The organism is Sphingomonas sp. AP4-R1, assembly GCF_013113735.1.
Classification (GTDB): Bacteria; Pseudomonadota; Alphaproteobacteria; order Sphingomonadales; family Sphingomonadaceae; genus Sphingomonas_I.
The window spans coordinates 1,356,627-1,382,682 of sequence record NZ_CP053346.1 but is presented as its reverse complement, the minus strand read 5'-3'; the positions used below and the strand labels follow the sequence as shown (position 1 = coordinate 1,382,682).

The following is a 26,056-nucleotide window of genomic DNA, read 5'->3' as shown; positions in this document are numbered from 1 at the left end:
TGACAGCGCTCACGAAGTGATAGTGGATCGGTTTATCTCCATTACGAAGAAAGCTCCGCCGCCCTCCGAGCCCGATGTCGTCCATTGAACGACGAAAGCAGCCGTTTCGCTCGGCGTCACACCCCCACTAAAACCCCCGCACCCCCGGCCGCGCCTTCTTCCCCAGCATCAGCTCCGTGATCGCCCACACCAGAGCATCCGCGCGGTCCGGCGAGCGGCCCGGCCCCTCATAGCCGCCGCCCAGCAGCAGCCCGCACATCTCATCCTCCAGCGCAGCGAAGGCGCCCGCGTGAAACACCCGCCCCCGCGCGTATAAAGCCTGCACCGGCTCGGCCCGCGCCACCTTGCCGTGCGCGGCATGCACGCGCAGCACCGGCAAAGTCTCGTCCGCCGCGCGCAGCACACTTTCCACCATCGCCCCGCCATTATTGGCCTCCGCGATCACGCGATCCGCACGCCACTGTTCGGCCGCGCGCGCCACCGCCGCCGCCCAGCCTTCGGGCGAGGCGCCCTGCACGCTCGCATCCGCCAGCACATAAGCGCGCCCCTCCGCGCACAGCCCCGCCACCACGATCCCGCACGCATCGCTCGACGCGCCCGTCCCGGCCGGCGGATCCACCCCGATCACGATCCGGACCAGATCGGGCGCCGCGCGCACCCGGCAGGCGTCGATCGCGGCCCGGCTCCACAGCGCGCCCTCGATCTCCTCGATCAGTTCGCCATCCAGCTCCTGCCGGCCGAAACGCGTGCCGCCATGCTGGTCGTTCATCATCTCCAGAAAGGACGGTGCCAGATGCGCGCGATTGTCCCGCGTGCGCCCGCGCGTGATCGTCACGCCCGCCAGCCCGCCCAGCCTCCGCACCAGAGGCACGGCGCGCGGCGTCGTCGTCACCACGGTGCGCGGATCGCCGCCCAGCCGCAGCCCCATCGCCAGAGTGTCCCACGCCTCCTCCCCGCGCGGCCATTTGCCGATCTCGTCGCACCAGGCGAAATGATGCTGCGGCCCGCGCAGACTGTCCGGCTCGCCCGCCGAATAGAGATAGGCCTGCGTGCCGTTGCCCCAGCTCAGCCGCCGCAGCGACGCCTCATATTTCACGGCGCCGCGCATGATCGCGATCAGCCCGCTCTCGCCCTCCACCATCACGGCGCGCGCCTCGTGCAGCGAGGCCCCCACCAGAGCGATGCGCGCGCCCGGATGCGTCTCGGCCTGCATCTTCACCCATTCGGCGCCCGCGCGCGTCTTGCCGAAGCCGCGCCCGGCCAGGATCAGCCACGTCCGCCAGTCGCCCTCGGGCGGCCATTGCGCGGCGCGCGCCACATAGTCCCACCGCCCGATCCGGAGCCCCAGCGATCCGATCAGCCTTGCCCGATCCGCGGCGCCGATCGCCGCGATCCGCTCGAACGCCGAAGCGCCCGCCGGCAGCGTCACCGCTGGATCGATCGCGCCGCCCAGACGATCCACCTGCGCCTGCGCCGCCGCCCAGGCGCCCCCGGCGCCCCCGCTCATCCGGCGCCGCCCAGCCGTCGGTTCATGTCCGCCAGCCGCGCCGCCAGCGCCTCCCCCGTCTCCGCTTCGGTCGGCGGAAGGATCGGCACGCCCGTCGCGCCCGCCCCCATCACGCCCGCCCGGTGCTGCCGCAGCAACGCCAGCGCCAGCGCATCCGAAAATTCGTGGCGGCTGCCTACGCATTTGCCGCCATGCCACACGTCGGATCGCACGCCGTTCAGCGCGCGCTCCAGCAGCATCGTCTCCAGCCGCACATAGCCTTCGCGCAAGGCGGCCGCCCACGCCGCGCGAAACGCATCGGAGGCCGCCCGCCTCTTATAGACATTGGCCGGAGACAGGCCGGAAACGCGCGCCGCCTCGCGCACATTGACCGTCTCGCTCAGCGTCTCCAGAAAGATCGCCTCGCGCCGGGCGGTCCAGCGCACCGGCAGAGCGGGCCCCAGCACCCTGATCCGCCCCTTGGGGGTCACGCCCGCCGCCTCGCTTTTTCCCGCCCGCACCATGCGCGCCGCGGCGACCGGCCGCGCCGTCGCGCTCCGCTTCCCATCTTCCATGACGATCTCCAGAATCGGAGCCCTGAATCGGAGCCCTGAATCGAAGCGATGCCTCCGAGGCGCCGATCACGACCGGTCCGCCGTCGCGTACACCGTCCGTGCCCCCGCGAAAGCCGAAGCCCAGGGCGATCAGCGCCGCGCTAGAAACTCCGGATTCCCGCGTCCGCAGGAATATCGGAAGCAACGATCCGCACCGTCCATCGAATGCGCCGAAGGCCAATCCGCCCACCAGTAGCGCCGCACCCGACCCTGCCGTCGGCGCATTTCTCCAGCGTTCCTGCCTGCTAGCGAAAGAGCGGGGCGCTGTCAAGTATTTGTTCGTCTTTTAACCTCTTTTTGTTCTCATCAGCGCTTCGGCCCGCCCCTTCCCGGGACGGACCTCTGCACCCTGTCTCGGGATCAGAAAGCGATGCCGATCGCGCCGACCACGCCCGCCCGGCCGATATTGCGGAACACCGGCGAGCCCGACGTGATCTCGCCCTTCTTCACGTCCGTATCGACATAGGCGACGGACAGCGTGAGGTTCTTCCACACATAAGCCGCCGTCAGGCTCCAGTCGGTGTAATTCTTCAGGCCGCCCGAAAGGTAGCTGCGGCCCCACGTCTCGCCCAGATGGCCGGTGAAGGTCAGCGGCACGCCGGGGATCGCGCCCGAAAGCTCGCCATAGGTGTAGAGATTGTCCTCCTTGGCGTTCGGGCCATAGGACAGGCCCTTCTGCTTCCAGGCGTAATTCATGCCGGCCTTGGCGCTGATCGGGCCGAACGTGTGCGACACGTTCAGATAGGGCTCGAAGAAGTCGGTGTTCGTGCCCTTCGCGTTGCCGGGATAGAAATAATAGAGCAGGCCGCCGTCCACGGTCGTCCCGTCGAACGTCTTCTTGTATCCGGCGTAGAGGTCGATTTCCTGGTCGCTGCCAGCCGCGACATAATCATCGACCGAAGAGCCCCAGGTGCCCACATAGAAGCCGCTCTCGTGGCTCACGCCGATCGTGCCCTGCACCGCGAAATGCGTGTTGGTCTGGGAAAGGCCACGGAAGCGATAGTCGCTGGTCAGCGTGGCGCCGCCAGTCACGGTGAAAGCGCTGGCCGGTGCGTCTTGGGCAAGGACCGGCGCAGCAAGGAGCGCAGCGGCCAAAATGGTGGAACCGACGAGAATCGAGCGCATGGATATCCCCTTCGCTGAAAGCGTGATGTTCCGCTGCGCGCCGCCATGCTCTCGCCTCTGCCTCCCTGAAGGAGCGGGGGACCTATGTCCGGCGGGGAAAGGCTTGGCGTAATATGTTGCTAAGCACAATAAGAGCAGGGATCCTGCGCCTCATTAGTTTAGCAATCCGTTGCGATTCAGCAACAGTCTGGAAATGTGGGATCGGCGCCGGAAACCGTCAATTTTCCAGCCGCGCGAACCCCGCCGCCAGATCCTCGATCAGGTCGTCCGCATCTTCGAGCCCGATGTGCAGGCGCACGAACGCGCCTTTGCCCGCCCAGGGCCGGGCGGTGCGGATCGGCGCGGGATCGATCGGGAGCGCGAGGCTCTCATAGCCGCCCCACGAATAGCCGATGCCGAAGTGGCGCAGCCCGTCGATGAAGCGCGCCCGTCCCGTCTCGTCCGTATCCAGCAGCGAGAAGCTGAACAGCCCGGACGAGCCGAGAAAATCCCGCCGCCACAGATCATGGCCGGGGCAGGAGTCCAGCGCGGGGTGCAGCACGACGCCCACCTGCGGCTGCGCCTCCAGCCAGCGCGCCACCTTCAGCGCGCCCGCCTCATGCGCCCGCAGGCGAAGCTCCATCGTGCGCAGCCCGCGCAGCGCGAGCGAGGCGTCGTCCGGCCCCACGATCTGGCCCAGGCTCTGGCTCATCTTGCGGATCTTCTCGAAAAAGCCCGCGCGCGCCGTGGTGGCGCCCAGCATCAGGTCCGAATGGCCGCCGACATATTTGGTGCAGGCGGTGATCGCGATATCCACGCCGCGCGCGATCGCGGGCAGGAAGAGCGAGGTCGCCCAGGTATTGTCGATCAGCGAGGCGATCCCCGCCTCCCGCGCCTTCGCCGCGATGCCGGGCACGTCCTGCACCTCGAAGGTCAGGCTGCCGGGGCTTTCGAGGAACACCGCCTTGGTCCTGTCGGTGAACAAGGCCGCCACCTCGTCCGCGCCCAGTTGCGGATCGTAGAAGCGCGTCGTCACGCCGATCTTCTTCAGGATGCCGCCACAGACGGCGCGGGTCGGCTCATAGGCCGAATCGACCATCAGCAGGTCGTCGCCCGGCCCCAGCAAGGCCAGCAGGCAGGTCGCCACCGCCTGCGCGCCGGACGAGTGCAGCACCGTGCCCGCCGCCCCCGGCTCCAGTTCGGTCAGCGCCTCGGCCAGCGCCCACTGGGTCGGCGTGCCCCGCCGCCCATAATAGAGCCCGGCATCGGGATTGCGCGCGGACGCCCGCAGATGCGCGACATCGTCGAACAGGATGGTCGAGGCGCGCCACACCGGCGGATTGACGATGCCCCGCGTCCATTCCTTGCGCCGCCCGGCATTGGCCAGCTTCGTCGCCGGCCGGTCGCCTTCTCCGCTCACGCGACGCTCTCCTTAGGCGTCTCGGGCAGCGCGCCCCATTCGCTCCACGATCCGTCATACAGCGCCCAGTCGGCCTTGCCGGTCAGCGCCAGTCCAAACAGCAGGATGGACGCAGTGATGCCCGATCCGCAGGTAGTGACGATCGGCTTCTCCAGATCCACGCCCTCGGCACGAAACGCCTCCGCGATCGCCCCCGGCGACTTCCATGTCCCGTCCGCCTCGAACAGGCGGCCGTAGCGCAGGTTCGCAGCCCCCGGCATATGCCCCGATGCCACGCCCGGGCGCGGATCCTTCTCGGCGCCGGTGAAGCGCGATTCCGATCGCGCGTCGACGATCTGCCCCGCCGCGCCTGCATCCAGCATCGCCGTCACCTGCGCCACGTTGCGCGCCAGCTCGGGATGGAATGTCACCGTCGCGGTCCCGCCGCCCGGCTCCGCCACAGCCCCCGCCTCGACCGGCAGCCCCTCGGCCTTCCACCGCGCGAAGCCACCGTCCAGCAAGGCCACCCGCTCGAAGCCGAACAGGCGGAACAGCCACCACGCCCGCGCCGCCGTCTTGTGCGGCGCCTGATCGTAGAGGATCACGACGTCGCCCTCGTCGATCCCCAGCGCGCGCAACCGCTCCTCGAACTGGTCGGCCGGTGGCGCCATGCTCGGCCACGGGCTCGACGCATCGGCCAGATGCTCCAGATCGAGGAACAGCGCCCCCGGCACATGCCCCGCCTCGAAATCGGCGCGCGCGTCGCGCTCCGGCTCCAGCGCATAATAGGTGGCGTCGACGATCTTGGCCTCGCTCTGCGCGGCCAGCCATGCGGGGGTGACGAGCATTTCCATGCGCCCCTGCTAGAGCATGGTTCGGCAAAGCTGAACCCGGAACGGCACCGGCCCGCTCCCCCACCCGGCCTCCCATCCAGGATATTCTGTGGGAGGCCGGGTGGGGGTGAGGGCCGGTGCCGCCATCCCCGTCAGGGGATCAAACGCCTGCGACCGGATGACGCGCGCGTCGGGATTGCCTACATGGGCGCCATGAGCATCACCCATCTCGGCCAGCCCTCCACGCTGCCCTCCTCGCCCGAAGCGGCGGTCCTCGATTATGTTCCCAATCCGCGCACCGGCCGGCCCTATCTGGTCCGCTTCACCGCGCCCGAATTCACGTCGCTCTGCCCGGTCACCGGCCAGCCCGATTTCGCGCATCTCGTGATCGACTATGCGCCCGCCGCCACGATCGTCGAATCGAAGTCGCTGAAGCTGTTCCTCGGCGCCTTCCGCAATCACGCCGCCTTCCACGAGGATTGCACGGTCGGCATCGGCGAGCGCCTGTTCGCCGAGATGGCGCCGATCTGGCTGCGCATCGGCGGCTATTGGTATCCACGCGGCGGCATCCCGATCGATGTCTTCTGGCAGTCCGGCCCGGTTCCCGAAGGCCTGTGGCTGCCCGATCAGGGCGTCCCCCCCTATCGCGGCCGCGGCTGAACCAACGCCCAACCCCATTCGTTTGGAAGTTCCCCTTCCAATCATCTGGCCCCTCCATCCGTTTGGTTCGAGCTTGTCGAGAACTCCCCAGCATCGAGCGAAGCCGAGATGCGACGCCACAGGAACCGCCCCATGAAGCGCCTTGCCACTTCCCTCCTGGCCGCAGCCCTCGTCTCGGCTCCGCTCGCCGCCCAGACCCCCGACGCCGCGATGGGCTACAGCCGCCAGATGGCATCGCTCACGGAGATCCAGCGCTTCGCCGCGATCCGCCGCGCGATTCAGGATAACGGCCTGTGGTGCCCGCGCGTCACGGCCGCCGCCTTCCAGCAGCCGATCAAGAATCTCGCCATGTGGGTCGCCCGCTGCGGCGCGATCACCCCGCCGCAGAAGACTCTCGCCGGCACGATGCCCAAGAGCAGCGAAACCTACGGTATCTTCATCGGCCCGGACGGCACCGTGCAGGCCGGCCAATGCGCGGAAATCACGAAGGTGAAGTGGCCCGCCTGCCGCCCGCTGCCGGCGGCACCCGCCCCGAAGAAGGGCTAGGTCCGATCGACGATCAGCCTCGGGATGTCGGCAGCTTCGAGAGATCGTCACCCTGAACTCGTTTCAGGGTCCATGACCCGACCGTTGAGCCTGGCCGACCCGTCAGGTCATGGATGCTGAAACGAGTTCAGCATGACAGTCTGGAATGATGCCCAGCTCGTGCTTTCAAGCTATCCGAATATCGATCCGTCCTGACCGGATGGGCCGATCACCCGTCCAGTCGGCCGTAGGGCAGCAGTTTCCGCGCGAGCTGCGCCGCCGCCTTGCCATCGCCCGCCCGCAGCGGGATCAGCATCGACTCCGCATCGCGCTTGCCGATCCGATCCAATGCCGTCGGGGTCGCCCCCCGCGCCGCCTGCTCGGCCAGCGCGCGGGCGGCCGCCACATCCTTCACATCCTGCCGGATCAGCATCATCGCCGCGAAGCTCTTGAAGAAAGCGCGGTCGCCGCCCAGCTGCGCGGCCTTCTCGATCCCGGAAAGCCCGACTTCCTTCTTGGCACCCAGCACCGTCGCCACGAGGAAGCCATCCGCGATCGCGTCCAGATGCCAGCCGCCGAGCGCCAGCTGCGCCTCCGGATCGCGCGGATATTGCGCCGCGAACTGCTCCATCATCCGGCGCGACGTCTTGGCGTCGCCCGGCTTGCGAGTGAGCTTGGCGCGATAGCCGATGCCCATGGCGCGCTGCAGGAAAGCCTCCCGATCGCGCGGATTGGTGGCGAGCATCGCCTCCGCCTGCCCGATCGCCTGGTTCACCAGAGCAAGCGCCTGATCCTTGTCCGTCGTCTGGAAAGCGGACTGCACCAGCAATTCACGCGGCGTCGCCGCCATTGCCGGTCCCGCCGCCACGATCGCGGCCATACCGGCCATCATCCACTTCACAGGCACGCCTCTGTCATCCTCGGTGAACCAAAGCATGGCCGAGGAAATCGATCCGTCCTAGCGATTTAGCGTTGCCCGATCGTGAGTAAGTGAGAGGCCGTTTCCTTCAAAGGCGATCGGGCCTCAGGTGCGCAGCAAGCCTCGCCCCCTCACTCGAACTCGAGAATAACCGCGTCGACCGCCAGGCTCTCGCCCGCCTTCGCCTCCACCGTCTTCACCGTTCCGGCTTTCTCGGCGCGCAGGATATTCTCCATCTTCATCGCCTCGACGACGGCGAGCGGCTGGCCCGCCTCCACCTTGTCGCCCGCCTGAACGTCGATCCGGGTGACGAGCCCCGGCATCGGGCAGAGCAGGAAGCGCGACATGTCCGGCGGAATCTTCTCGATCATGTGCCGGGCCAACTCCGCCACATGCGGCGGCAGCACGCGCAGCTTGTGGCTCCGCCCCCGCGTCGTGAAGACGAAGCCGCTGCGCAGCCGATCGATCTTCACGGACAGGGCCTCGTCGCCGATCCGCGCCTCCACCAGCTTCTGGCCGGGCACATAGGGCGCCGCGATCGTCATCGGATGCCCGTCGACGGTCACGGTATCGCCCTCGATCAGCACATGATGCTCGGCCCCGTCCATCGTCACCACCCATTCGCCGTTGGGGACGATCGGGCCGTTCAGCCGCTGGTCGATCTCGGCCGCGCGCGCGGCCTCGGCCGATCCCGCCATGGCCGCGATCGCCGCTAGCCGCTCGGTCAGCTTCTCGGGCGTCGGCGCGCCCTGGAAGCCTTCGGGATATTCCTCCGCGATGAAGCCCGTCGTGATCGCGCCCGATCGGAAGCGCGGATGCTGCATCAGCGCCGAGAGGAAATCCACGTTGTGGCCGATCCCCTCGATCTCGAACCGGTCGAGCGCGTCGATCTGCGCATCGATCGCCTTCTCGCGCGTCGCGCCCCATGTCACCAGCTTGGCGATCATCGGATCGTAGAACATCGAGATTTCGGAGCCTTCGGTCACGCCGTCGTCGACGCGAACATTGCCCAATCCGTTGGTGCTGAGCGAAGTCGAAGCACCTGCTGAGAGCGTATCGCCCGCAGCCCGTCCTTCGACTTCGCTCAGGACAAGCGGGCCCTTCATGGCGGCCGGCGGCCGATAGCGCACCAGCCGCCCGGTCGAGGGCAGGAAGCCGCGATAGGGATCCTCGGCATAGACGCGATTCTCGATCGCCCAGCCGTCCAGCCGCACCTGATCCTGCGTGAAGCCCAGCGGTTCGCCCGCCGCCACGCGGATCATCTGCTCCACCAGATCCAGCCCGGTGATATATTCGGTGACGGGATGCTCCACCTGCAGGCGGGTGTTCATCTCGAGGAAGTAGAAGCCCTGCCCCGTGGTATCGGCGCCCGACACGATCAGTTCCACCGTCCCCGCCGAATGATACCCGACGGCCCGTGCCAGCGCGACCGCCTGCTCGCCCATCGCCTTGCGCATCTCCGGGCTCACGAAGGGCGAGGGCGCCTCCTCCACCACCTTCTGGTGGCGCCGCTGGATCGAGCATTCACGCTCGTTCAGATAGACGATATTGCCGTGCCGGTCGCCCAGCAGCTGGATCTCGATGTGGCGCGGGCTCTCGATGAACTTCTCGATGAACACGCGATCGTCGCCGAACGAGGCGAGCCCTTCGCGCTTGGTCGCCTCGAACCCTTCCCGCACGTCCTGTTCGGACCAGGCGAGCCGCATCCCCTTGCCGCCGCCGCCGGCCGAGGCCTTCATCATCACGGGATAGCCGATGTCGGACGCGATCCGCACGGCCTCGTCGGTATCCGCGATCTCGCCCAGGAAGCCGGGCACGACGTTCACGCCCGCCGCCTTCGCCAATTTCTTGGATTCGATCTTGTCGCCCATCGCGGCGATGGCATTGGCCGGCGGGCCGATGAAGGCGATGCCCGCCGCTGTCAGCGCCTCGACGAAGCTCGCCCGCTCGGAAAGGAAGCCATAGCCCGGATGCACCGCCTCCGCACCGGTTTCCTTGCACGCCGCGATGATCCTGTCCGCCAGCAGATAGCTTTCGGCGGCGGGCGGCGGGCCGAGCCGCACCGCCTCGTCCGCCATCTCCACATGCGGCGCGCGCGCATCCGCATCCGAATAGACCGCCACCGTCGCGATCCCCATCCGCTGGGCGGTGCGGATGACGCGGCAGGCAATCTCGCCGCGATTGGCGATCAGGATCTTCTTGAACATGCCTCTCCTTATCCGGCCGTCTCGAGGGCCGTTGCCATCTCGTCGCTGTTAAGCCCCAGCCGCGCGAACAAGGCCGCGTCGGCGTCGCTCCCGGCATTGCCCGTCGTCAGCAGGCGGTCGCCCGTGAAGATCGAATTGGCGCCCGCCAGGAAGCACAGCGCCTGCGTCGAATCCGACATGCTCTCGCGCCCCGCCGACAGCCGGACGACCGCCTTCGGCATCAGGATGCGCGCCACCGCCACCGTGCGGACGAACTCGATCTCGTCGATCTTCGCCAGCGGCGTATCCGCCAGCATGTCGCCCAGCACCGTGCCCGCCACCGGCACCAGCGCGTTGATCGGCACGCTCTCGGGATGCTCGGGCAAGGTCGCCAGCGCATGGAGGAAGCCGACGCGATCCGCGCGCGTCTCGCCCATGCCGACGATGCCGCCGCAGCAGGTGTTGATCCCCGCGCGCCGCACGCGATCCAGCGTGTCCAGCCGGTCCTGATAGGTCCGGGTGGTGATCACCTCGCCATAATATTCAGGCGAAGTATCCAGATTGTGGTTGTAATAATCGAGGCCCGCCGCCCCCAGCCGATCCGCCTGATCGTCGCTCAGCATGCCCAGCGTCATGCAGGTTTCGAGGCCCAGCGCCCTCACGCCTTCGATCATCGCCTCGATCGCGTCCATGTCGCGGTCCTTGGGCTCGCGCCAGGCGGCCCCCATGCAGAAGCGCTCGGATCCCGCCGCCTTCGCCTCGGCGGCGGCGGCCAGCACGGCCTCCACCTCCATCAGCTTGCCCGCCTTCAGCCCGGATTCGGCCGCGACCGACTGGCTGCAATAGCCGCAATCCTCGGCGCAGCCGCCGGTCTTGATCGAGAGCAGGGTGGAGCGCTGCACGCGCGCCGGATCATGATGCGCACGGTGCACCTCCGCCGCGCGGAACAGCAGTTCGGTGAAGGGAAGATCGAACAGAGCCGCAATCGCGTCGCGCGTGACCTTGGCGGGGAAAAACAGGGGAGAATTCATTCGGCAGCCTCGTTGATGCCCTCGGGCGGCATGTTGTGACCGAGCAGCTTCAACACCTCTTCGGCCGCCAGCACCAGATTGGTGCCAGGTCCGAAGATCGCCTGAACGCCCGCATCCCGCAGCGCCTGATAGTCCTGCGCGGGGATCACGCCGCCTGCGACCACCCTGATATCGCCCCGGCCCGCCTCACGCAGATGGCCGATCAGCTCGGGGATCAGCGTCTTGTGCCCCGCCGCGAGGCTGGAGGCGCCGACCACGTCCACGTCCGCCGCGATCGCCATCTTCGCGGCCTCGGCCGGTGTCTGGAACAGCGGCCCCGCCAGCACGTCGAAGCCCAGATCGCCGAACGCGGAGGAGACGAGGTTCGCGCCCCGGTCATGGCCGTCCTGCCCCATCTTGGCGACGAACATCCTCGGCGCGCGGCCCTTGGTGCGCCCGATCGAAACGACACCGTTCTTCAGGCCGGCCCAGCGCGCATCCTCGCCGTAAGCGCCGCCGTAAATGCCCTTCACCGGCGTCGGCGTCGTCCCGTAGCGGCCGAACACATCCTCCATCGCCAGGCTGATCTCGCCCAGTGTCGCACGGGCCCGCGCGCATTCCACGGCGAGCCCCAACAGGTTCGCCTTGCCCTTCGCCCCCTCGCGCAGCGCATCCAGCGCCGCCCGGCACGCCGCCTCGTCGCGGCCGGCCTTCACCGTCTCGATCCGCCGGATCTGCGCCTCGCGCACGGCATGATTGTCGACATCGAGGATCTCGATCGGATCCTCCTGATCCTTGCGATATTTGTTGACGCCGACGATCACCTGCTCGCCCCGGTCGATCCGCGCGGCGGTGGCGGCGGCGGCCTCCTCGATCATCGCCTTGGGCCAGCCTGCGGCGACCGCCTTGGCCATCCCGCCGTCCGCCTCCACGCGCTCGATAATCTCCCACGCGCGATCGACCAGATCCTTCGTCAGGCTCTCGATATAATAGCTGCCCCCCAGCGGATCGACGACATGGCACATGCCCGTCTCCTCCTGGATCACGAGCTGCGTGTTGCGGGCGATGCGCGCGGAGAAATCGGTCGGCAGCGCGATCGCCTCGTCCAGCGCATTGGTGTGGAGCGACTGCGTGCCGCCCAGCATCGCGGCCATCGCCTCGATCGTGGTGCGCATCACATTGTTGTACGGATCCTGCTCGGTCAGCGACACGCCGCTCGTCTGGCAGTGCGTCCGCAGCATCTTCGATCGCTCGTCCTGCGCGCCGAGCTTGGTCATCACCCGGTGCCACAGCACGCGCGCCGCGCGCAGCTTGGCGATCTCCATGAAGAAGTTCATGCCGATCGCGAAGAAGAAGCTCAGGCGCCCCGCGAACGCGTCGATGTCGAGGCCCGAGGCCACGCCGTATTTCACATATTCGGCGCCGTCCGCGATCGTGAAGGCCAGCTCCTGCACCTGCGTCGCTCCGGCCTCCTGCATATGATAGCCGGAGATCGAAATGCTGTTGAATTTCGGCATGTTGGCCGATGTGAAGGCGAAGATGTCCGAGATGATCCGCATGCTCGGCTCGGGCGGGTAGATATAGGTGTTGCGGACCATGAACTCCTTGAGGATGTCGTTCTGGATGGTCCCATCCAGCTGCGCCATCGGCACGCCCTGCTCCTCGCCCGCGACGATGAAGAAGGCCAGGATCGGGATCACCGCCCCGTTCATCGTCATCGAGACGGACATCTTGTCGAGCGGAATGCCGTCGAACAGGATCTTCATGTCGTCGATCGTGTCGATCGCGACGCCCGCCTTGCCCACATCGCCCGTCACGCGCGGGTGATCGCTGTCATAGCCGCGATGCGTGGCCAGATCGAACGCGACCGATAGCCCCTTCTGCCCCGCCTTCAGGTTGCGATGGTAGAAAGCGTTGGAGGCCTCGGCGGTGGAAAAGCCCGCATATTGCCGGATCGTCCACGGCCGCCCCGCATACATGGACGCGCGCACCCCGCGCGCGAACGGCGCGAACCCCGGCAGGCCCGGATCCCAGCCCTCCGTGTCCGCCTCGGTGTAGAGCGGCTTCACGGCAATGCCCTCGGGCGTCTGCCACGTCAGGTCCTTGCCCTTCACCTCCTTGGCGGCGGCGGCGGACCATTGATCGAGAGTGGGCTTGTCGGTCATGCCACCGAACTCCGTTCATCACACACGCCCCATCCCCGTTCGTCCTGAGCGAAGTCGAAGGACGGGCTGCAAGCGACGCTATGTGAAGCCCGTGCTTCGACAGGCTCAGCACGAACGGCAGGAAAGAAGACGCCCGACATCAGTGCGCGCCGTCCTTCGGCGTCTCCATGATCTCGGTCAGCACCCCGTTCATATCCTTCGGGTGGACGAAGAAGATCGGCGTCCCGTGCGCCCCGATGCGCGGCTCGCCGAGCACCGTCTTGCCCAGCCCCTCGAACCACGCCTTGGCCGCGTGGATGTCCGCCACCTCGTAACACATATGATGCTGCCCTCCGGCCGGGTTCTTGGCCAGAAACGCATGGATCGGGCTGGCCTCTCCCAGCGGCTCGATCAGCTCGATCTGCGTCCCTGCCGTGCCCTCTTCTCCCGGCGTATCGACGAAGCACACCGTCACGCCCTGCGCCGGCAGATCGAACGGCGCATGCGCCAGAGTCGCCCCCATCACGTCGCGATAATAAGCGAGGCTCGCCGCGATCGAGGGCGTCGCGATACCGACATGGTTCAAGCGGCCAAGTTTCATATCGCAACATTGATCCCGTACTCATCGCGGCAAATATCGCTAAATTCAGTATCTATTTCTGAAATATCTTCTGTGAAGACCGGGTTCTTCAAGGCTCGTTCAAGCAACTCCTTTGCGGCAGACAGCTTCCGCTTCTCCCAAAGGGAATTAACTTTCGTCATGGTTTGATAGAACCGAACATATATTGGATCGACACCATATGGTCCCGGCGGAGGCAGGATCGCTATCGACGCCGCATTGATACCCTCAAATTTTTTCCCAGTTCGCACATGAGATATCGCGCGTTGATTAACCCCAAAATACGCAGCGATCGTCTCGTTTTTATCGCCTCTGTCGATCATTGCTTTTATAAGTGCCGCGTCGCGTTCGGTCAGTTCTGCGTCATCTCCATGCAATCTGCTCATCTCGCTTCCCCCGATTAGAGGGGAATATTGTCATGCTTCTTCCAAGGGTTCTCAAGCTGTTTTCCCCGCAGCTTGCGGAGGCCCAGCGCGATCCGTCGCCGGGTCGAATGCGGCATGATCACCTCGTCGATGAAGCCCTTGCTCGCCGCCACGAAGGGGTTGGCGAAGCGCTCCTCATATTCCCGCGTGCGCGCGGCGATCTTTTCGGGATCCCCCACGTCCTTGCGGAAGATGATCTCGACGGCCCCCTTCGCGCCCATCACCGCGATCTCGGCGGTGGGCCACGCATAATTCAGGTCGCCGCGCAGATGCTTGGAGGCCATCACGTCATAGGCCCCGCCATAGGCCTTGCGCGTGATCACCGTGATCTTGGGCACGGTCGCCTCGCCATAAGCGAACAGCAGCTTGGCGCCATGCTTGATGATGCCGTTATGTTCCTGCGCCACGCCCGGCAGGAAGCCCGGCACGTCGACGAAGGTGACGATCGGGATCTCGAACGCATCGCAGAAGCGCACGAAGCGCGCCGCCTTCTTGGCGCTGTTGATGTCCAGCACGCCCGCCAGCACCATCGGCTGGTTGGCGACGATGCCGATCGTGCGCCCCTCGATCCGGCCGAACCCGATCACGATATTGCCGGCGTGGGTTGGCTGCACCTCGAAGAAATCGCCCTCGTCCACGATCTTCCGGATCAGTTCCTTCATGTCGTAGGGCTTGTTGGCGCTGTCCGGGATCAGCGTATCGAGGCTCATGTCGATCCGGTCGCCGGGATCCGTCGTGGGCCGCGCGGGCACCGTTTCCCGGTTCGAGAGCGGCAGGAAATCCACGAAGTCGCGCGTCGCCAGCAGCGCCTCGATGTCATTTTCAAAGGCGAGGTCCGCGACCGAGGATTTGGTCGCGTGCGTGATCGCGCCGCCCAGTTCCTCCTGCGTCACCACCTCGTTGGTGACGGTCTTCACCACCTCCGGCCCGGTCACGAACATGAAGCTCGAATCCTTCACCATGAAGATGAAGTCGGTCATCGCCGGCGAATAGACCGCGCCGCCCGCGCATGGCCCCATGATCAGGCTGATCTGCGGCACCACGCCCGATGCCAGCACGTTGCGCTGAAACACCTCGGCATAGCCGCCGAGGCTCGCCACGCCCTCCTGGATGCGCGCGCCGCCCGAATCGTTCATGCCGATCACGGGGGCGCCCACCTTCAGCGCCATGTCCATGATCTTGCAGATCTTCTGCGCGTGCCGCTCCGAAAGAGATCCGCCGAAGACGGTGAAATCCTGGCTGAACACGAACACCAGCCGGCCGTTGATCGTGCCCGATCCGGTGACCACGCCGTCGCCCGGCACCACCTGATCCTGCATCCCGAAGTCGACGCAATTATGCTCGACATACATGTCGAGCTCCTCGAAGCTGCCGGGATCCAGCAGCACCGCGATCCGCTCCCGCGCGGAAAGCCGCCCTTTCCTGTGCTGGCTGTCGATCCGCGCCTGTCCGCCGCCGAGCGCCGCCTGCGCGCGCTTCTCTTCCAGCTTCCGTAACGTCGCCAGCATCCTCAACCCTCTCGAAATGCTCTGTCTGCGGTTTGTCCCCTGTAGGCTCCGCATTCAAATGCGAATTTGCGGAATTGCGAAATCCCTATCTGCGGAATGGATCGCGATCTGCAGAATGGATCACGACGCATCTTTGGTGCATGTCGGTGCGATGAGGGGGATCGATGTCGCGATCGTGGGAGCCGGGGCGGCCGGAGTCGGCGCCGCGCGCCGTCTCGCCAGCCACGGCCGCAGCGTGCTGCTGATCGATGCGCTCCCCCGCATCGGCGGCCGCGCGCATACGATCCATGCCGGCAGCATGGCGCTGGATATGGGCTGCGGCTGGCTCCATTCGGCCGAGCGCAATCCGTGGGTCTCGATCGCCGAGGTTGAGGGGCGCACGATCGATCGCTCCCGGTCGGCCTGGGGCGATCAATGGCGCAATCTCGGTTTCGACGCGGCCGATCAGCATGCGGCCTGGGAAGCCTTCGATGCCTGGAACGAGGCGATCCGCGCGGGCGTACCGAGCGACCGCGCCAGCGACGCGATCGATCCGGCCAATCCCTGGATCGGCTATGTCGAGGCGCTGTCCAGCTACATCAACGGCGCGCAGCTGGCCGAACTCTCGGTCGCCGACTATCTCGCCTATGACGATGCCGCGAGCGACCGGAACTGGCGCCTTCCCGCCGGCTATGGCGCGCTGGTCGAGATTGCGGCCGCCGGCGTCCCGCGTGTGCTCGGCACCAGGGTCGCCAGCGTCTCCCATCACGATCGGGGCGTCCGCCTCGCCACCGACAAGGGCGATATCGACGCCGCCGCCGCGATCGTCACCGTCTCCACCGAGATGCTCGCCGCCGGCACGATCGGCCTGCCCGCCGCGTTCGAAACGCCCTGCCACGCGGCGAGCAAGCTGCCGCTCGGCCTGGCCGACAAGCTCTTCTTCCGCCTGCCGGAAACGCATGATCTGCCCGAAAACGGCCATCTCATCGGATCGCCCCGGCGCGGTGCCACCGGCAGCTATTATCTCCGCCCATTCGGCTATCCCGTGATCGAGGCCTTTCTCGGAGGCGCCGCCGCCCGCGCGCTGGAAACCGAGGGCGACGGCGCGGCCGAAGCCTTCGTGCGCGAGGAGCTGAGCGGCCTGCTCGGCGCCGATTTCGTGCGCCGGCTGGATTATGTCGCGGGTTCCGCCTGGGCCAAGTGCGAGTCGATCCGGGGTTCGTACAGCCACGCTCTGCCGGGCTTCGCCGATGCCCGCGCCGCGCTGGCCGCGCCGGTCGACGATCGCATCCTGCTCGCGGGCGAGGCCTGCTCGGCCAGGGATTTCACTACCGCCCACGGCGCCTATGAAACCGGCGTCGCCGCCGCCGATCGGCTGATCGCCTCCCCTCCCTGGCAAGGAGAGGATTGAGGGTGGGTGCTGATCGGCACGCGACCGGTGCGGCGGAGGGCCATTCCCCCCCGGCCCCGCCTTTCCAGCCCGGCGAGCGGTGGGGGCGCATCGTCGCCCGCTGGGTGCTGGCGGCGGCCTATCTCGCGGCCGGCTATCTCCATATCGCGCATTCCGCGCCGTTCCTGCGGATCATGCCGCCGTGGGTGCCCTTCCCGCGCGAAACGGTGATCGCGACCGGCCTGTGCGAGCTGTTCGGCGCGATCGGCCTGCTCATCCCGCGCACGCGCTGGTGGGCCGGCCTGATGCTCGCGCTCTACGCGCTCTGCGTGTGGCCCGCGAACATGCAGCACGCGATCAACGATCTCGGCTCCGGCACCGGCCTGCCCCTCTTGTATCACGCCCCCCGCCTGCTCGCGCAGCCGCTGATCATCTGGTGGGCGCTCTATGCGGGCAAGGTCACGGACTGGCCGTTCGGGCGACGCCTCTGATCCTTCCCGGCCGGGATCCCAACTCCCGCCGTCATCCTGAACTTGTTTCAGGATCCATCGCCTGCGCTCTCCGCTGGACGATCGCTCACGGACAGCTCCCGCGCCATGGATCCTGAAACAAGTTCAGGATGACGAGAGATATGAGGTGACCGGGGCATTGCCTTAAATCCCCAGCCCCAATTGCTCCGCCTCTTCGTCCCCCTCCAGCGCGGACAGGGTCAGCCCCAGCAGCCGCACGCCCAGCGGCATCGGCAGCAGCGCGCGCAACAGTCCGCGCCCCGCCTCGCCGATCGCCTCGCGCGCCGCCACCGGCATCGTGAAGCTCTTCGCCCGCGTGATCTGGCGGAAGTCGGCGAATTTCACCTTCAGCGTCACCGTGCGCCCCGCCGCACCCGATCGGTCGATCCGCTCCATCAGCGCCTCCAGCACCGTCTCCAGCGCCTCGATCAGCTCGGCCTCGCCATGTTTGTCCTCGAAGAAGGTGCGCTCCGCCCCGATCGACTTGCGGATCCGGTTCGCGCGCACCGGCCGGTCGTCCCGCCCCCGCGCCGCCCAGTAGAGATAGGCGGCGAAGCTGCCGAAATGCGCCTCCATGAAGGGCAGGCTCTGCGCGGCGAGATCGGCGCCCGTCTCGATCCCCAGCCGCGCCATCTTCTCGGCCGTGCGCGGCCCCACGCCGTGGAAGCGCTTCACCGGCAGGGTCTGCACGAACGCCGCCCCCCGATGCGGCGGGATCACGCAGATGCCGTCCGGCTTGTTCTGGTCGGACGCCAGCTTGGCGATGAACTTGTTGTACGACACCCCCGCCGAGGCGGTCAGCCCCGTCTCGGCCTTGATCCGCTGGCGGATCGCCTCCGCCACGTCGCGCGCCGAGTCCACCCCGCTCACGTCGAGATAGGCCTCGTCCAGCGAGAGCGGCTCGATCGCCTCGGTATACTCCGCGAAGATCGCGCGGATCTGCCGCGATATCTCGCCATACACTTCGAAGCGCGGCTTCACGAAGATCAGCTCCGGGCATTTCCGCCGCGCCGTGGCGGAGGCCATCGCCGATCGCACGCCGAACACGCGCGCCTCATAGCTGGCCGCCGCCACCACGCCGCGCTCGCGGATGCCGCCCACCGCCACAGGCTTGCCGCGCAGCTCCGGATTGTCGCGCTGCTCGACCGAGGCGTAGAAAGCATCCATATCGACATGGATGATCTTGCGCGGCGGATCGTCCGTTGGCGCGGGGGCGGGTGGGGGCGCGTCCGGGGCAGCCATGCGGTTCCCTTACGCCAGCCACCGCCCCCGGATCAAAGCGGATTGATCGCCGTTCGTTTAGCGCTCATCCCGCCCGCAACGCACGAACGGAACGCCTCTTGAATCGCCTCATGCCTTCGCCCGAACCGATCGCGACGCCTCACGCGCGGCATTTCACGCATGGCGCCGCCTGATGGCGATCGCCGTCGCGCTGATGCTCGCCGCCGCCGCGGGCACGGGAACGCTCACCATCGATGTCGGCAATGTCCGCAGCAACAAGGGCAAGGTGCATCTCGACGTCTGCCCGCAAAGCCTGTTCCTGAAGGACGGCTGCCCCTATTCGACCGAAACCCCGGCGCATGAAGGCCAGGTCACGCTCACCATCGAGAATCTTCCGCCGGGCCATTATGCGATCCAGGCCTTCCATGACGAGAATGACAATCGCCATGTCGATCGCGGCCTGTTCGGCATTCCCACCGAGGGCGTCGGCTTCTCGCGTGACGCGCGCATCGTGCTGAGCCCGCCCAAATGGGATGATGCGGTGTTCGATTTCGACGGCAAGGCCACCCAGACGGCGCTGAAGATGCGCTACTTCACCGGCCGCAAGGGCCCGCCCGCGCGATGATGGGCGCATTCGTCAGCCGCATCGTCGGCTGGAGCATCGCCCGTCCGTGGCGCACCCTGATCCTCGCGCTCGTGCTGAGCGCGCTGGCGCTGACCGTCGCCCTGTCCCGTTTCGCGATGAGCACGGATACGGCCGATCTGATCTCCCCCACCGTCGCCTGGCGCCAGCAGGAGCGCGCGACCGAGGCCGCCTTCCCCCAGCTCAGCGATACGATGCTGGTCGTGATCGACGGCAAGACGCCCGAACTGGCCGAGGAGGCGGCCGCCCGCCTCGCCGATCGCCTCACGGCCGACCGCGCCCATTTCCGCCGCGTCGCCCGGCCCGACGGCGGCGCCTTCTTCCAGAAGGAAGGGCTGCTGTTCGGCAGCCGGGAAGACGTGTCCCGCACCACCGCCGCGCTCGTCGACGCCCAGCCCTTGCTCGGGCCCCTTGCTGCCGATCCGTCGCTGCGCGGCGTGGCGAGTGCGATCGGCACGGTGGCGGAGGGCGCGTCGCGCGATCCGCGCGCCTACACGCAGGCCGGCCCGGCGCTGCGTTCGCTGAGCGACACGATCGAGGCGCGCCTCGCCGGCAAGCCCGCTTATTTCTCGTGGCAGGCCCTGTTCGCGGGCGGCAACGATGCGCTCCGTCCGCCCACGCGCCGCCTGCTCCTGCTCCAGCCCGTCCTCAACCATGGCGATCTCGAAGCGGGCTCCGCTGCCGCCGACGCCGTCCGCAGCACCGCCGGTTCGCTCGGTCTCGATCCCGCGCACGGCGTCACGCTGCGCCTGACGGGCGAAGTCCCGCTGGCGGACGAGGAATTCGCCACGCTGCAGGAGAATATCGGCTTCGTCGGCCTCGTCATGGCGCTGGCGACCCTCGCCGCGCTCTGGGCCGCGACCCGCTCGCCCCGTCTCGTCGCCGCGATCCTGCTGACCACCACGCTCGGCCTGCTGATCACCGCCGCGATCGGCCTGCTCGCGGTCGGCCGCTTCAACCTGATCTCGATCGCCTTCATCCCGCTCTTCGTGGGCCTTGGCGTCGATTTCGGCATCCAGCTCTCCGTTCGCTTCCGCGCCGAGCGGGCGGACGGCCTCGACGCCCCCGCCGCGATCGCCGCCGCCGCCAGGGCGCTCGGCCCCTCGCTCTCGCTGGCCGCCGCCGCCACCTTCCTCGGCTTCGGCGCCTTCCTGCCCACCGCTTATGTCGGCGTGGCCGAACTGGGCGTGATCGCCGGCCTCGGCATGATCGTGGCGCTGCTGCTCAGCGTCACCCTGCTGCCCGCTCTGATCCTCCTCTTCGGCGGCCCCGCGCCCAGCGCCGCGACGACGCTCCACCGGATGGAGGGCGCGGACGACTGGCTCGCCCGCCACCGCCGCGCGATCCTGATCGCCTTCGGCGTCTCGCTGGCGCTCAGCATCGTCCTGCTCCGCTGGGTGAGCTTCGATTTCAACCCGCTCCACCTGCGCGATCCCAAGGCGCCGTCCATGGCGACGCTGGCCGATCTCGCCCGCGATCCCGATCGCACCCCCAACGTGATCGACGCGCTGGCGCCGAACCACCAGACCGCACAGGCTCTCGCCAAAAAGCTCGACGCCCTCCCCGAAGTGCGTCAGGTCGTCACCCTCGACAGCTTCGTGCCCGAGGATCAGCCCGCCAAGCTCGCCACGATCAACGACGCTGCGATGCTGCTCGATCTCTCGCTCGATCCCTTCTCGGTCGCCCCGGCGCCCGGCGATGACGAGATCGTCACCGCCCTGCGTGACGCCGCCGCCAAACTCCGCTCCGGCCCGGCCGACGCCGTCCGCCTCGCCAATGCCTTCGATCGACTCGCCGCAGCGACCCCCGCCTCCCGCGCCGACCTGCAGGCGGTCATCACCCGCCCGCTTGGCATCATGCTGGAGCAGACCCGCCAGGCGCTCCACCCCGACGCCGTCACCCGCGCCACCCTGCCCGCCGATCTGGTGCGCGACTGGATCGCCCCGGACGGACGCGAACGGATCCAGCTCTTCCCCGCCGGCAATGCCTCGGACAATCGCGTGATCCACCGCTTCCGCGATGCGGTGGAGACGGTCACGCCCGCCATCTCCGGGCTTCCGGTCGCCACGCAGGCGGCAGCCGAAACCGTCGCGGGCGCGTTCGTTCAGGCCGGCGTGATCGCCTTCCTGCTCGTCAGCCTGCTACTCTTCGCGGTGCTGCGCGACGTACGCGAAGTGGCGTTCACGCTCGCGCCGGTAATCCTCTCGATCTTCCTCACGCTCGGCACCTGCGTGCTGATCGGCCAGCCGGTGAACTTCGCCAACATCATCGCCTTCCCTCTCCTGTTCGGGGTAGGCGTCGCCTTCCACATCTATTTCGTGATGGCGTGGCGCGGCGGCGAGACGCGACTGCTCGGCTCCAGCCTGGCCCGCGCGGTCCTCTTCTCGGCGCTCACCACCGGCGTCGCGTTCGGCAGCCTGTGGCTGTCGCGCCATCCCGGCACCGCGAGCATGGGCAAGATTCTGATGATCTCGCTGATCTGGACCCTGATCTGCGCGCTGATCTTCGAACCGGCGCTGCTGGGTCCGCCCCGGCAACGCCGGGCTTAGGCGATCGACCATCAGGGTCGGGATGTCGGCGGCTTCGAGAGATCGTCACCCTGAACTCGTTTCAGGGTCCATGACCCGACCGTTGAGCCGGGCCGACCCGTCAGGGCATGGATGCTGAAACACGTTCAGCATGACAGTCTGGAATGATGCCCGGTTCGTTCTTTCAACCTATCCGAATGTCGATCCGTCCTGGACCGGGTCAACCGGCGGAACATCGTCCCTCGCCCGCTCATCCCGAGCAGGCGCTCAGCCGGGCGACCCCGGATCCGTTCGTGCTGAGCCTGTCGAAGCACGGGCTCCGGGCGCTGCGCCTGCAGCCCGTTCTTCGACTTCGCTCGGAACGAACGGGGATTTTACAGACCGACCGGATTTTCCGGCCAGCCTCTCAGGATAAGCGGGAGAACGACGTCAATCCGCCTTGGGTGCGGGCGGCGCCGGCAGCAACGGCATCGGCGCCTCCAGCATCGGCGTGGTGCCCGGCATCGCGGGTGTGGCCCCTGGCGCGGCGGCCGGATCGGCCATGGGGTCCGCCAGCGGATCGGCGAGGGGATCGCCCGATCCCGCTCCGCCCGAGGCCAGGCCCATCCCGTCCCCGTCGATCGACTTGCCCTTCAGCCCGGCAATCTCGCCCGCGCGGTCCTGCAGATAGACCGAGCGCATCGTCGCATAGGGATCCAGCGCGCTGTTCAGCAGCGCCTTCAGATCCGAATCATATTCGGCGCGCATGTCGAGCCCGCCGATCACCGCTCTCGGAATCTGGTAATAGATCCGGTTGAACGGCTTCCCCACGGCGGTGGGCAGCACAAGGCCGTCGGCCCCCGCGCCCAGCAGATCGCGCAGCGTGGTGGGGCCCAGGATCGGCAGGAAAATATAGGGTCCAGGCTTCACGCCATAGAAGCCCAGCGTGTCGCCGAAGCCGTTGGGCCGATGTGGCAGGTTGATCTTCCGGTCGCGCGCCACGTCCACCGTGCCGGCCAGACCGATCGTGGAATTGACCACGAAGCGCGCCGTCGTCTCGGCCGCCTTGCCGATCTTCAGCTGCAGCACGTAGTTCACGAACACCACGGGCTCGTTCAGATTGCTGAAGACGTTGCGCAGCGCGGTCCGCAGGAAGCGGGGGACGATCTTCTTGTAGCCCATCGCCGCCGGGCGGACGACACCGTGATCCAGCCCGTCATAGACCTTGTACATCCGCCGGTTGAAGCCCTCCAGCGGATCGCCGGGCGCGTGGCGGACATGCGCGGGCGAGCGGGCGCCCACCACGTCGATCGAGGGCGCGGCCGGCGCCTGCGCCGCCGCGAGCAGCAGCGCGATCAAGAGGCGGGCTTGGCGGCGAGGCGATCGAGATGCGCGATCAGCCCCTTGGCCCCGCCCGCGGCGAGCGCCGCGGCGAAATCGGATCGGCGAGTCGCCAGCTGGCTGATCGAATTCTTGTAGAAGACGTCGATGATCTTCCACTGGCCGCCGCTCTGGCGCATCCGGTAGCTGATCGCGACCGGATCGCCCGTCTTCGGCGTCAGCGTCGTGCGGACCAATTTGTCGCCCGCGCGCTCCTCCACCTTCGGCGCGATCGTGAAAGTCTCGCCCGAAAAGCCGTCGAAATTGGCCGCATATTGCGCGACGGTCAGCCGGCGGAACGCCGCGACCAAGGCCGTCTGGTCCGCAGCCGCCATCCCGTTCCAGGCGGGGCCGACGGACAGGCGGGTCATCAGCGGCAGATCGTAGGCGCGATCCACCACCGGTCCGATCATCGCGCCGCGCCTGGCCGCACCCGCCGCCTTCCCGGCCTTCATGATGGAGAGAAGACCGTCATCCAGTGCCGCTATGGTCGCCTGGGCCGGGTCGGATACCTGCGCGAAAATGGGCGCGGGAGCGAGGAAAAGCGTGGCAATCACGCCACATGAAACAGGGTTTCGCACGGGTCTGCGATAGCTCCTTGAGGGCGGGCCGCCGAATACCCATCAAGGTGCAAGCCGTCCAGCCATCATGCTGATGTATGCCGTTCAGCTAACCGTCATGCACCAAATCACACTTTCCCCGACTGTTTCCCATTGTTATCTGCGAGACTGAGGTCGTTTCGGCGACCGATCGGTGAACCAAGGACCTTTTCATTGGCCGAACCACACAATCAGGCCCCGCTCCGTATCATCATGGCATCGCCCCGCGGTTTCTGCGCGGGTGTCGTCCGCGCGATCGACATCGTCGAAGGCGCGCTCGAACGCTACGGCGCGCCCATCTATGTCCGGCACGAGATCGTGCATAACCGGCATGTGGTGGAGAAGCTTCGCAGCAAGGGTGCCGTCTTCGTCGAGGAACTGGACGAGGTGCCCGAGGGCGCCCGCACGGTCTTCAGCGCGCATGGCGTCGCGCAATCGGTGGAGGCGCAGGCGCGCGAGCGCAGCCTGCCGGTGCTGGATGCCACCTGCCCGCTCGTCACCAAGGTCCATCGTCAGGGCCGTCGCTATGCCCAGGCCGGGCGCACGCTCGTGCTGATCGGCCATCGCGGCCATGCCGAGGTGGAAGGCACGATGGGGCAGGTGGATGCGCCCATCCATCTCGTCCAGAATGCCGACGAGGTGGCTGAGCTGCCGCTCGCGGTCGATACGCCGATCGCCTACATCACGCAGACCACGCTCAGCGTGGACGACACCCGCGTCGTCATCGCCGCGCTCGAGGAGCGTTTCACCGATCTCGTCGGGCCGGATGTGAACGAAATCTGCTATGCCACGCAGAATCGCCAGACGGCGGTACGCGAACTGGCGCGCTTCTGCGACGTGCTGATCGTCGTCGGCGCGAAGAACAGCTCGAACTCCAGCCGCCTGCGCGAAATCGGGGAAGAACTGGACGTACCGAGCTATCTGGTCGATGACGGCGACGATATCGATCCGGCGTGGGTCGAACATGTCGGCTCGGTGGGGCTTACGGCCGGTGCTTCGGCACCGGACGAGCTGGTCGATCATGTGATCGCGGCGCTCGGCAAGCTCCGCACGATCGAAGTGAGCCAGCTGGATGGCGTGGTGGAAAATGTCAGCTTCAGCCTCCCGGCCGAGCTGCGCCGCCCCGCGATGAGCATGGCGAAGTAAGGAAGTATCGATGAGCCTGCCTCTCTCCCAGATCGCGCGGATCGGCGCCTACACGCTCCGTCAGCACATCAAGGGCGGCAAATATCCGCTCGTGCTCATGCTGGAGCCGCTGCTGCGCTGCAATCTGGCGTGTCCGGGCTGCGGCAAGATCGATTATCCGGACGCGATCCTGAACCGCCGCCTGTCGTTCGAGCAGTGCATGGAGGCGATCGACGAGTGCGGCGCCCCCGCCGTCTCGATCGCGGGTGGCGAGCCTCTGCTTCATCGCGACATGCCCCGCATCGTCGAGGGTTATATCGCCAGGAAGAAGATGGTGATCCTCTGCACCAACGCGCTTCTGATGAAAAAGAAGATCGACGATTACAAGCCGTCGCCCTTCTTCACCTGGTCGATCCATCTCGATGGCGACAAGGAGATGCACGATCATGCGGTGGACCAGAAGGGCACCTATGACGTTGCGGTCGAGGCGATCGAGCTGGCCAAGGCCAAGGGCTTCCGCGTCCAGGTGAACTGCACCGTGTTCGACGGCGCCGATCCCGCCCGCCTCGCATCCTTCTTCGACGAGATGGAGAAGCTGGGCGTCGAGATCACGCTTTCGCCCGGTTATGCCTATGAGCGCGCCGCCGATCAGGAGAATTTCCTGACGCGCGAGCGGACCAAGAATTTCTTCCGCAACGTGTTCGCGCGCGGCAATGGCGGCAAGGCGTGGACCTTCACCAATTCGCCGCTCTTCCTGGATTTCCTCGCGGGCAACCAGACCTATCAGTGCACCCCCTGGTCGATGCCGCTGCGCACCGTCTTCGGCTGGCAGAAGCCCTGCTACCTGATAGGCGAGGGCTATGTGCAGACCTTCGCCGAGCTGATGGAGGGCACCGACTGGGATCAGTATGGCGTCGGCAAATATGAGAAGTGCGCCAACTGCATGACGCATTGCGGCTTCGAGGGCACCGCCGCCACCGACGCGATCCGCCATCCGCTCAAGATGTTTGCGATCGGCCGCAAGGGCGTGAAGACCGAAGGTCCGATGGCGCCGGAGCTGGACATGACCAAGGCCCGCAAGGCCGAGGACGTCTATGCGAGCCAGCTCGACAAGGAGCTGGCCAAGATCAAGACCGAGTCGCCCAATGCGGGCAAGAAGGTCCAGGCGGTCGGCTGAGGCCGACCTCCTCCGCTTCCATCAAACCCGTTCGTGCTGAGCCTGTCGAAGCACCGTCCTTCTTCTCTTAACGCAGAAAGATGAACGGCACTTC

Annotated in this window: 23 protein-coding genes; 8 read left to right on the top strand and 15 right to left on the bottom strand. The window is 67.1% G+C overall.

Going from position 1 to position 26,056, the window contains the following annotated elements:
* Positions 1-127: 127 nt before the first annotated feature.
* The 5 genes from HL653_RS06770 to HL653_RS06750 form a co-directional block, all read right to left on the bottom strand.
* Complete coding sequence (locus HL653_RS06770) at positions 128-1,507, bottom strand: DNA-packaging protein (protein ID WP_171743844.1); 1,380 nt, start codon at positions 1,505-1,507, stop codon at positions 128-130.
* Positions 1,504-2,061 (bottom strand): hypothetical protein, encoded by a 558-nt coding sequence (locus HL653_RS06765; protein WP_171743843.1) that lies wholly within the window; start codon positions 2,059-2,061, stop codon positions 1,504-1,506. The genes HL653_RS06770 and HL653_RS06765 overlap by 4 nt, the downstream gene beginning before the upstream one ends.
* 399 nt (positions 2,062-2,460) lie before the next feature.
* Positions 2,461-3,225, bottom strand: coding sequence for a TorF family putative porin (locus HL653_RS06760; protein WP_171743842.1), 765 nt, complete (start codon positions 3,223-3,225; stop codon positions 2,461-2,463).
* Positions 3,226-3,442: 217 nt separating this feature from the next.
* On the bottom strand, positions 3,443-4,624 hold the full coding sequence (gene metC, locus HL653_RS06755) for a cystathionine beta-lyase (protein WP_171743841.1): 1,182 nt from the start codon (positions 4,622-4,624) through the stop codon (positions 3,443-3,445).
* Complete coding sequence (locus tag HL653_RS06750) at positions 4,621-5,457, bottom strand: sulfurtransferase (protein WP_171743840.1); 837 nt, start codon at positions 5,455-5,457, stop codon at positions 4,621-4,623. Before HL653_RS06750 ends, metC begins: the two co-directional genes overlap by 4 nt.
* A gap of 192 nt (positions 5,458-5,649) precedes the next feature.
* Here HL653_RS06750 and queF point away from each other — a divergent pair, with 192 nt between their 5' ends.
* Together queF and HL653_RS06740 are read left to right on the top strand one after the other, a co-directional pair.
* Entirely contained in the window at positions 5,650-6,096 is a 447-nt protein-coding gene (gene queF / locus HL653_RS06745; RefSeq protein WP_171746823.1) for a preQ(1) synthase, read from the top strand.
* Positions 6,097-6,228: 132 nt separating this feature from the next.
* Positions 6,229-6,642 (top strand): hypothetical protein, encoded by a 414-nt coding sequence (locus tag HL653_RS06740; protein WP_171743839.1) that lies wholly within the window; start codon positions 6,229-6,231, stop codon positions 6,640-6,642.
* Positions 6,643-6,850: 208 nt separating this feature from the next.
* Here the strand turns inward: HL653_RS06740 and HL653_RS06735 are convergent, their stop codons facing one another.
* From HL653_RS06735 to HL653_RS06705, 7 genes are all read right to left on the bottom strand, one after another.
* The gene (locus tag HL653_RS06735; RefSeq protein WP_253717659.1) at positions 6,851-7,528 is read right to left on the bottom strand and encodes a hypothetical protein; all 678 of its coding nucleotides are present in this window, start codon (positions 7,526-7,528) and stop codon (positions 6,851-6,853) included.
* Positions 7,529-7,671: 143 nt separating this feature from the next.
* Positions 7,672-9,747, bottom strand: coding sequence for an acetyl/propionyl/methylcrotonyl-CoA carboxylase subunit alpha (locus HL653_RS06730; protein ID WP_171743838.1), 2,076 nt, complete (start codon positions 9,745-9,747; stop codon positions 7,672-7,674).
* A gap of 8 nt (positions 9,748-9,755) precedes the next feature.
* Complete coding sequence (gene bioB / locus HL653_RS06725) at positions 9,756-10,757, bottom strand: biotin synthase BioB (protein WP_171743837.1); 1,002 nt, start codon at positions 10,755-10,757, stop codon at positions 9,756-9,758.
* A complete protein-coding gene (gene scpA, locus HL653_RS06720) occupies positions 10,754-12,901 on the bottom strand; it encodes a methylmalonyl-CoA mutase (RefSeq protein ID WP_171743836.1) in 2,148 nt (715 codons plus the stop codon). The genes bioB and scpA overlap by 4 nt, the downstream gene beginning before the upstream one ends.
* Positions 12,902-13,040: 139 nt before the next feature.
* The gene (mce, locus tag HL653_RS06715) at positions 13,041-13,481 is read right to left on the bottom strand and encodes a methylmalonyl-CoA epimerase (protein WP_171743835.1); all 441 of its coding nucleotides are present in this window, start codon (positions 13,479-13,481) and stop codon (positions 13,041-13,043) included.
* Positions 13,478-13,885, bottom strand: coding sequence for a hypothetical protein (locus tag HL653_RS06710; protein WP_171742659.1), 408 nt, complete (start codon positions 13,883-13,885; stop codon positions 13,478-13,480). The genes mce and HL653_RS06710 overlap by 4 nt, the downstream gene beginning before the upstream one ends.
* Positions 13,886-13,899: 14 nt before the next feature.
* A complete protein-coding gene (locus tag HL653_RS06705; protein ID WP_171743834.1) occupies positions 13,900-15,432 on the bottom strand; it encodes an acyl-CoA carboxylase subunit beta in 1,533 nt (510 codons plus the stop codon).
* A 115-nt stretch (positions 15,433-15,547) separates the two neighbouring features.
* Between HL653_RS06705 and HL653_RS06700 the strand changes: the two genes are divergently transcribed.
* Both HL653_RS06700 and HL653_RS06695 read left to right on the top strand, forming a co-directional pair.
* The gene (locus HL653_RS06700) at positions 15,548-16,822 is read left to right on the top strand and encodes an FAD-dependent oxidoreductase (protein WP_253717656.1); all 1,275 of its coding nucleotides are present in this window, start codon (positions 15,548-15,550) and stop codon (positions 16,820-16,822) included.
* An 89-nt stretch (positions 16,823-16,911) separates the two neighbouring features.
* Positions 16,912-17,292 (top strand): DoxX family protein, encoded by a 381-nt coding sequence (locus tag HL653_RS06695; protein ID WP_216600004.1) that lies wholly within the window; start codon positions 16,912-16,914, stop codon positions 17,290-17,292.
* 162 nt (positions 17,293-17,454) lie between these two features.
* Here the strand turns inward: HL653_RS06695 and dinB are convergent, their stop codons facing one another.
* Positions 17,455-18,552 (bottom strand): DNA polymerase IV, encoded by a 1,098-nt coding sequence (gene dinB / locus HL653_RS06690; RefSeq protein ID WP_171743832.1) that lies wholly within the window; start codon positions 18,550-18,552, stop codon positions 17,455-17,457.
* 172 nt (positions 18,553-18,724) lie between these two features.
* Between dinB and HL653_RS06685 the strand changes: the two genes are divergently transcribed.
* Together HL653_RS06685 and HL653_RS06680 are read left to right on the top strand one after the other, a co-directional pair.
* Entirely contained in the window at positions 18,725-19,156 is a 432-nt protein-coding gene (locus HL653_RS06685; protein ID WP_171743831.1) for a DUF2141 domain-containing protein, read from the top strand.
* Entirely contained in the window at positions 19,153-21,723 is a 2,571-nt protein-coding gene (locus HL653_RS06680; RefSeq protein WP_171743830.1) for an MMPL family transporter, read from the top strand. The genes HL653_RS06685 and HL653_RS06680 overlap by 4 nt, the downstream gene beginning before the upstream one ends.
* Positions 21,724-22,131: 408 nt before the next feature.
* Here the strand turns inward: HL653_RS06680 and HL653_RS06675 are convergent, their stop codons facing one another.
* Both HL653_RS06675 and HL653_RS06670 read right to left on the bottom strand, forming a co-directional pair.
* Positions 22,132-23,040 (bottom strand): VacJ family lipoprotein, encoded by a 909-nt coding sequence (locus tag HL653_RS06675; RefSeq protein WP_171743829.1) that lies wholly within the window; start codon positions 23,038-23,040, stop codon positions 22,132-22,134.
* A complete protein-coding gene (locus tag HL653_RS06670; RefSeq protein WP_253717654.1) occupies positions 23,037-23,618 on the bottom strand; it encodes an ABC transporter substrate-binding protein in 582 nt (193 codons plus the stop codon). The genes HL653_RS06675 and HL653_RS06670 overlap by 4 nt, the downstream gene beginning before the upstream one ends.
* A gap of 255 nt (positions 23,619-23,873) precedes the next feature.
* Between HL653_RS06670 and ispH the strand changes: the two genes are divergently transcribed.
* Together ispH and hpnH are read left to right on the top strand one after the other, a co-directional pair.
* Positions 23,874-24,806, top strand: coding sequence for a 4-hydroxy-3-methylbut-2-enyl diphosphate reductase (ispH, locus tag HL653_RS06665; RefSeq protein ID WP_171746820.1), 933 nt, complete (start codon positions 23,874-23,876; stop codon positions 24,804-24,806).
* 10 nt (positions 24,807-24,816) lie between these two features.
* Complete coding sequence (hpnH, locus tag HL653_RS06660) at positions 24,817-25,962, top strand: adenosyl-hopene transferase HpnH (RefSeq protein ID WP_171743827.1); 1,146 nt, start codon at positions 24,817-24,819, stop codon at positions 25,960-25,962.
* The last annotated feature ends 94 nt before the right edge of the window (positions 25,963-26,056 follow it).

Bases quoted from the DNA above. Each gene is read 5' to 3' on its own strand.
- HL653_RS06770 (WP_171743844.1), bottom strand. From the start codon at position 1,507: ATGAGCGGGGGCGCCGGGGGCGCCTGGGCGGCGGCGCAGGCGCAGGTG.
- HL653_RS06765 (WP_171743843.1), bottom strand. From the start codon at position 2,061: ATGGAAGATGGGAAGCGGAGCGCGACGGCGCGGCCGGTCGCCGCGGCG.
- HL653_RS06760 (WP_171743842.1), bottom strand. From the start codon at position 3,225: ATGCGCTCGATTCTCGTCGGTTCCACCATTTTGGCCGCTGCGCTCCTT.
- HL653_RS06750 (WP_171743840.1), bottom strand. From the start codon at position 5,457: ATGGAAATGCTCGTCACCCCCGCATGGCTGGCCGCGCAGAGCGAGGCC.
- queF (WP_171746823.1), top strand. From the start codon at position 5,650: ATGAGCATCACCCATCTCGGCCAGCCCTCCACGCTGCCCTCCTCGCCC.
- HL653_RS06740 (WP_171743839.1), top strand. From the start codon at position 6,229: ATGAAGCGCCTTGCCACTTCCCTCCTGGCCGCAGCCCTCGTCTCGGCT.
- HL653_RS06730 (WP_171743838.1), bottom strand. From the start codon at position 9,747: ATGTTCAAGAAGATCCTGATCGCCAATCGCGGCGAGATTGCCTGCCGC.
- bioB (WP_171743837.1), bottom strand. From the start codon at position 10,757: ATGAATTCTCCCCTGTTTTTCCCCGCCAAGGTCACGCGCGACGCGATT.
- scpA (WP_171743836.1), bottom strand. From the start codon at position 12,901: ATGACCGACAAGCCCACTCTCGATCAATGGTCCGCCGCCGCCGCCAAG.
- mce (WP_171743835.1), bottom strand. From the start codon at position 13,481: ATGAAACTTGGCCGCTTGAACCATGTCGGTATCGCGACGCCCTCGATC.
- HL653_RS06710 (WP_171742659.1), bottom strand. From the start codon at position 13,885: ATGAGCAGATTGCATGGAGATGACGCAGAACTGACCGAACGCGACGCG.
- HL653_RS06705 (WP_171743834.1), bottom strand. From the start codon at position 15,432: ATGCTGGCGACGTTACGGAAGCTGGAAGAGAAGCGCGCGCAGGCGGCG.
- HL653_RS06700 (WP_253717656.1), top strand. From the start codon at position 15,548: ATGGATCACGACGCATCTTTGGTGCATGTCGGTGCGATGAGGGGGATC.
- dinB (WP_171743832.1), bottom strand. From the start codon at position 18,552: ATGGCTGCCCCGGACGCGCCCCCACCCGCCCCCGCGCCAACGGACGAT.
- HL653_RS06685 (WP_171743831.1), top strand. From the start codon at position 18,725: ATGGCGATCGCCGTCGCGCTGATGCTCGCCGCCGCCGCGGGCACGGGA.
- HL653_RS06680 (WP_171743830.1), top strand. From the start codon at position 19,153: ATGATGGGCGCATTCGTCAGCCGCATCGTCGGCTGGAGCATCGCCCGT.
- ispH (WP_171746820.1), top strand. From the start codon at position 23,874: ATGGCATCGCCCCGCGGTTTCTGCGCGGGTGTCGTCCGCGCGATCGAC.
- hpnH (WP_171743827.1), top strand. From the start codon at position 24,817: ATGAGCCTGCCTCTCTCCCAGATCGCGCGGATCGGCGCCTACACGCTC.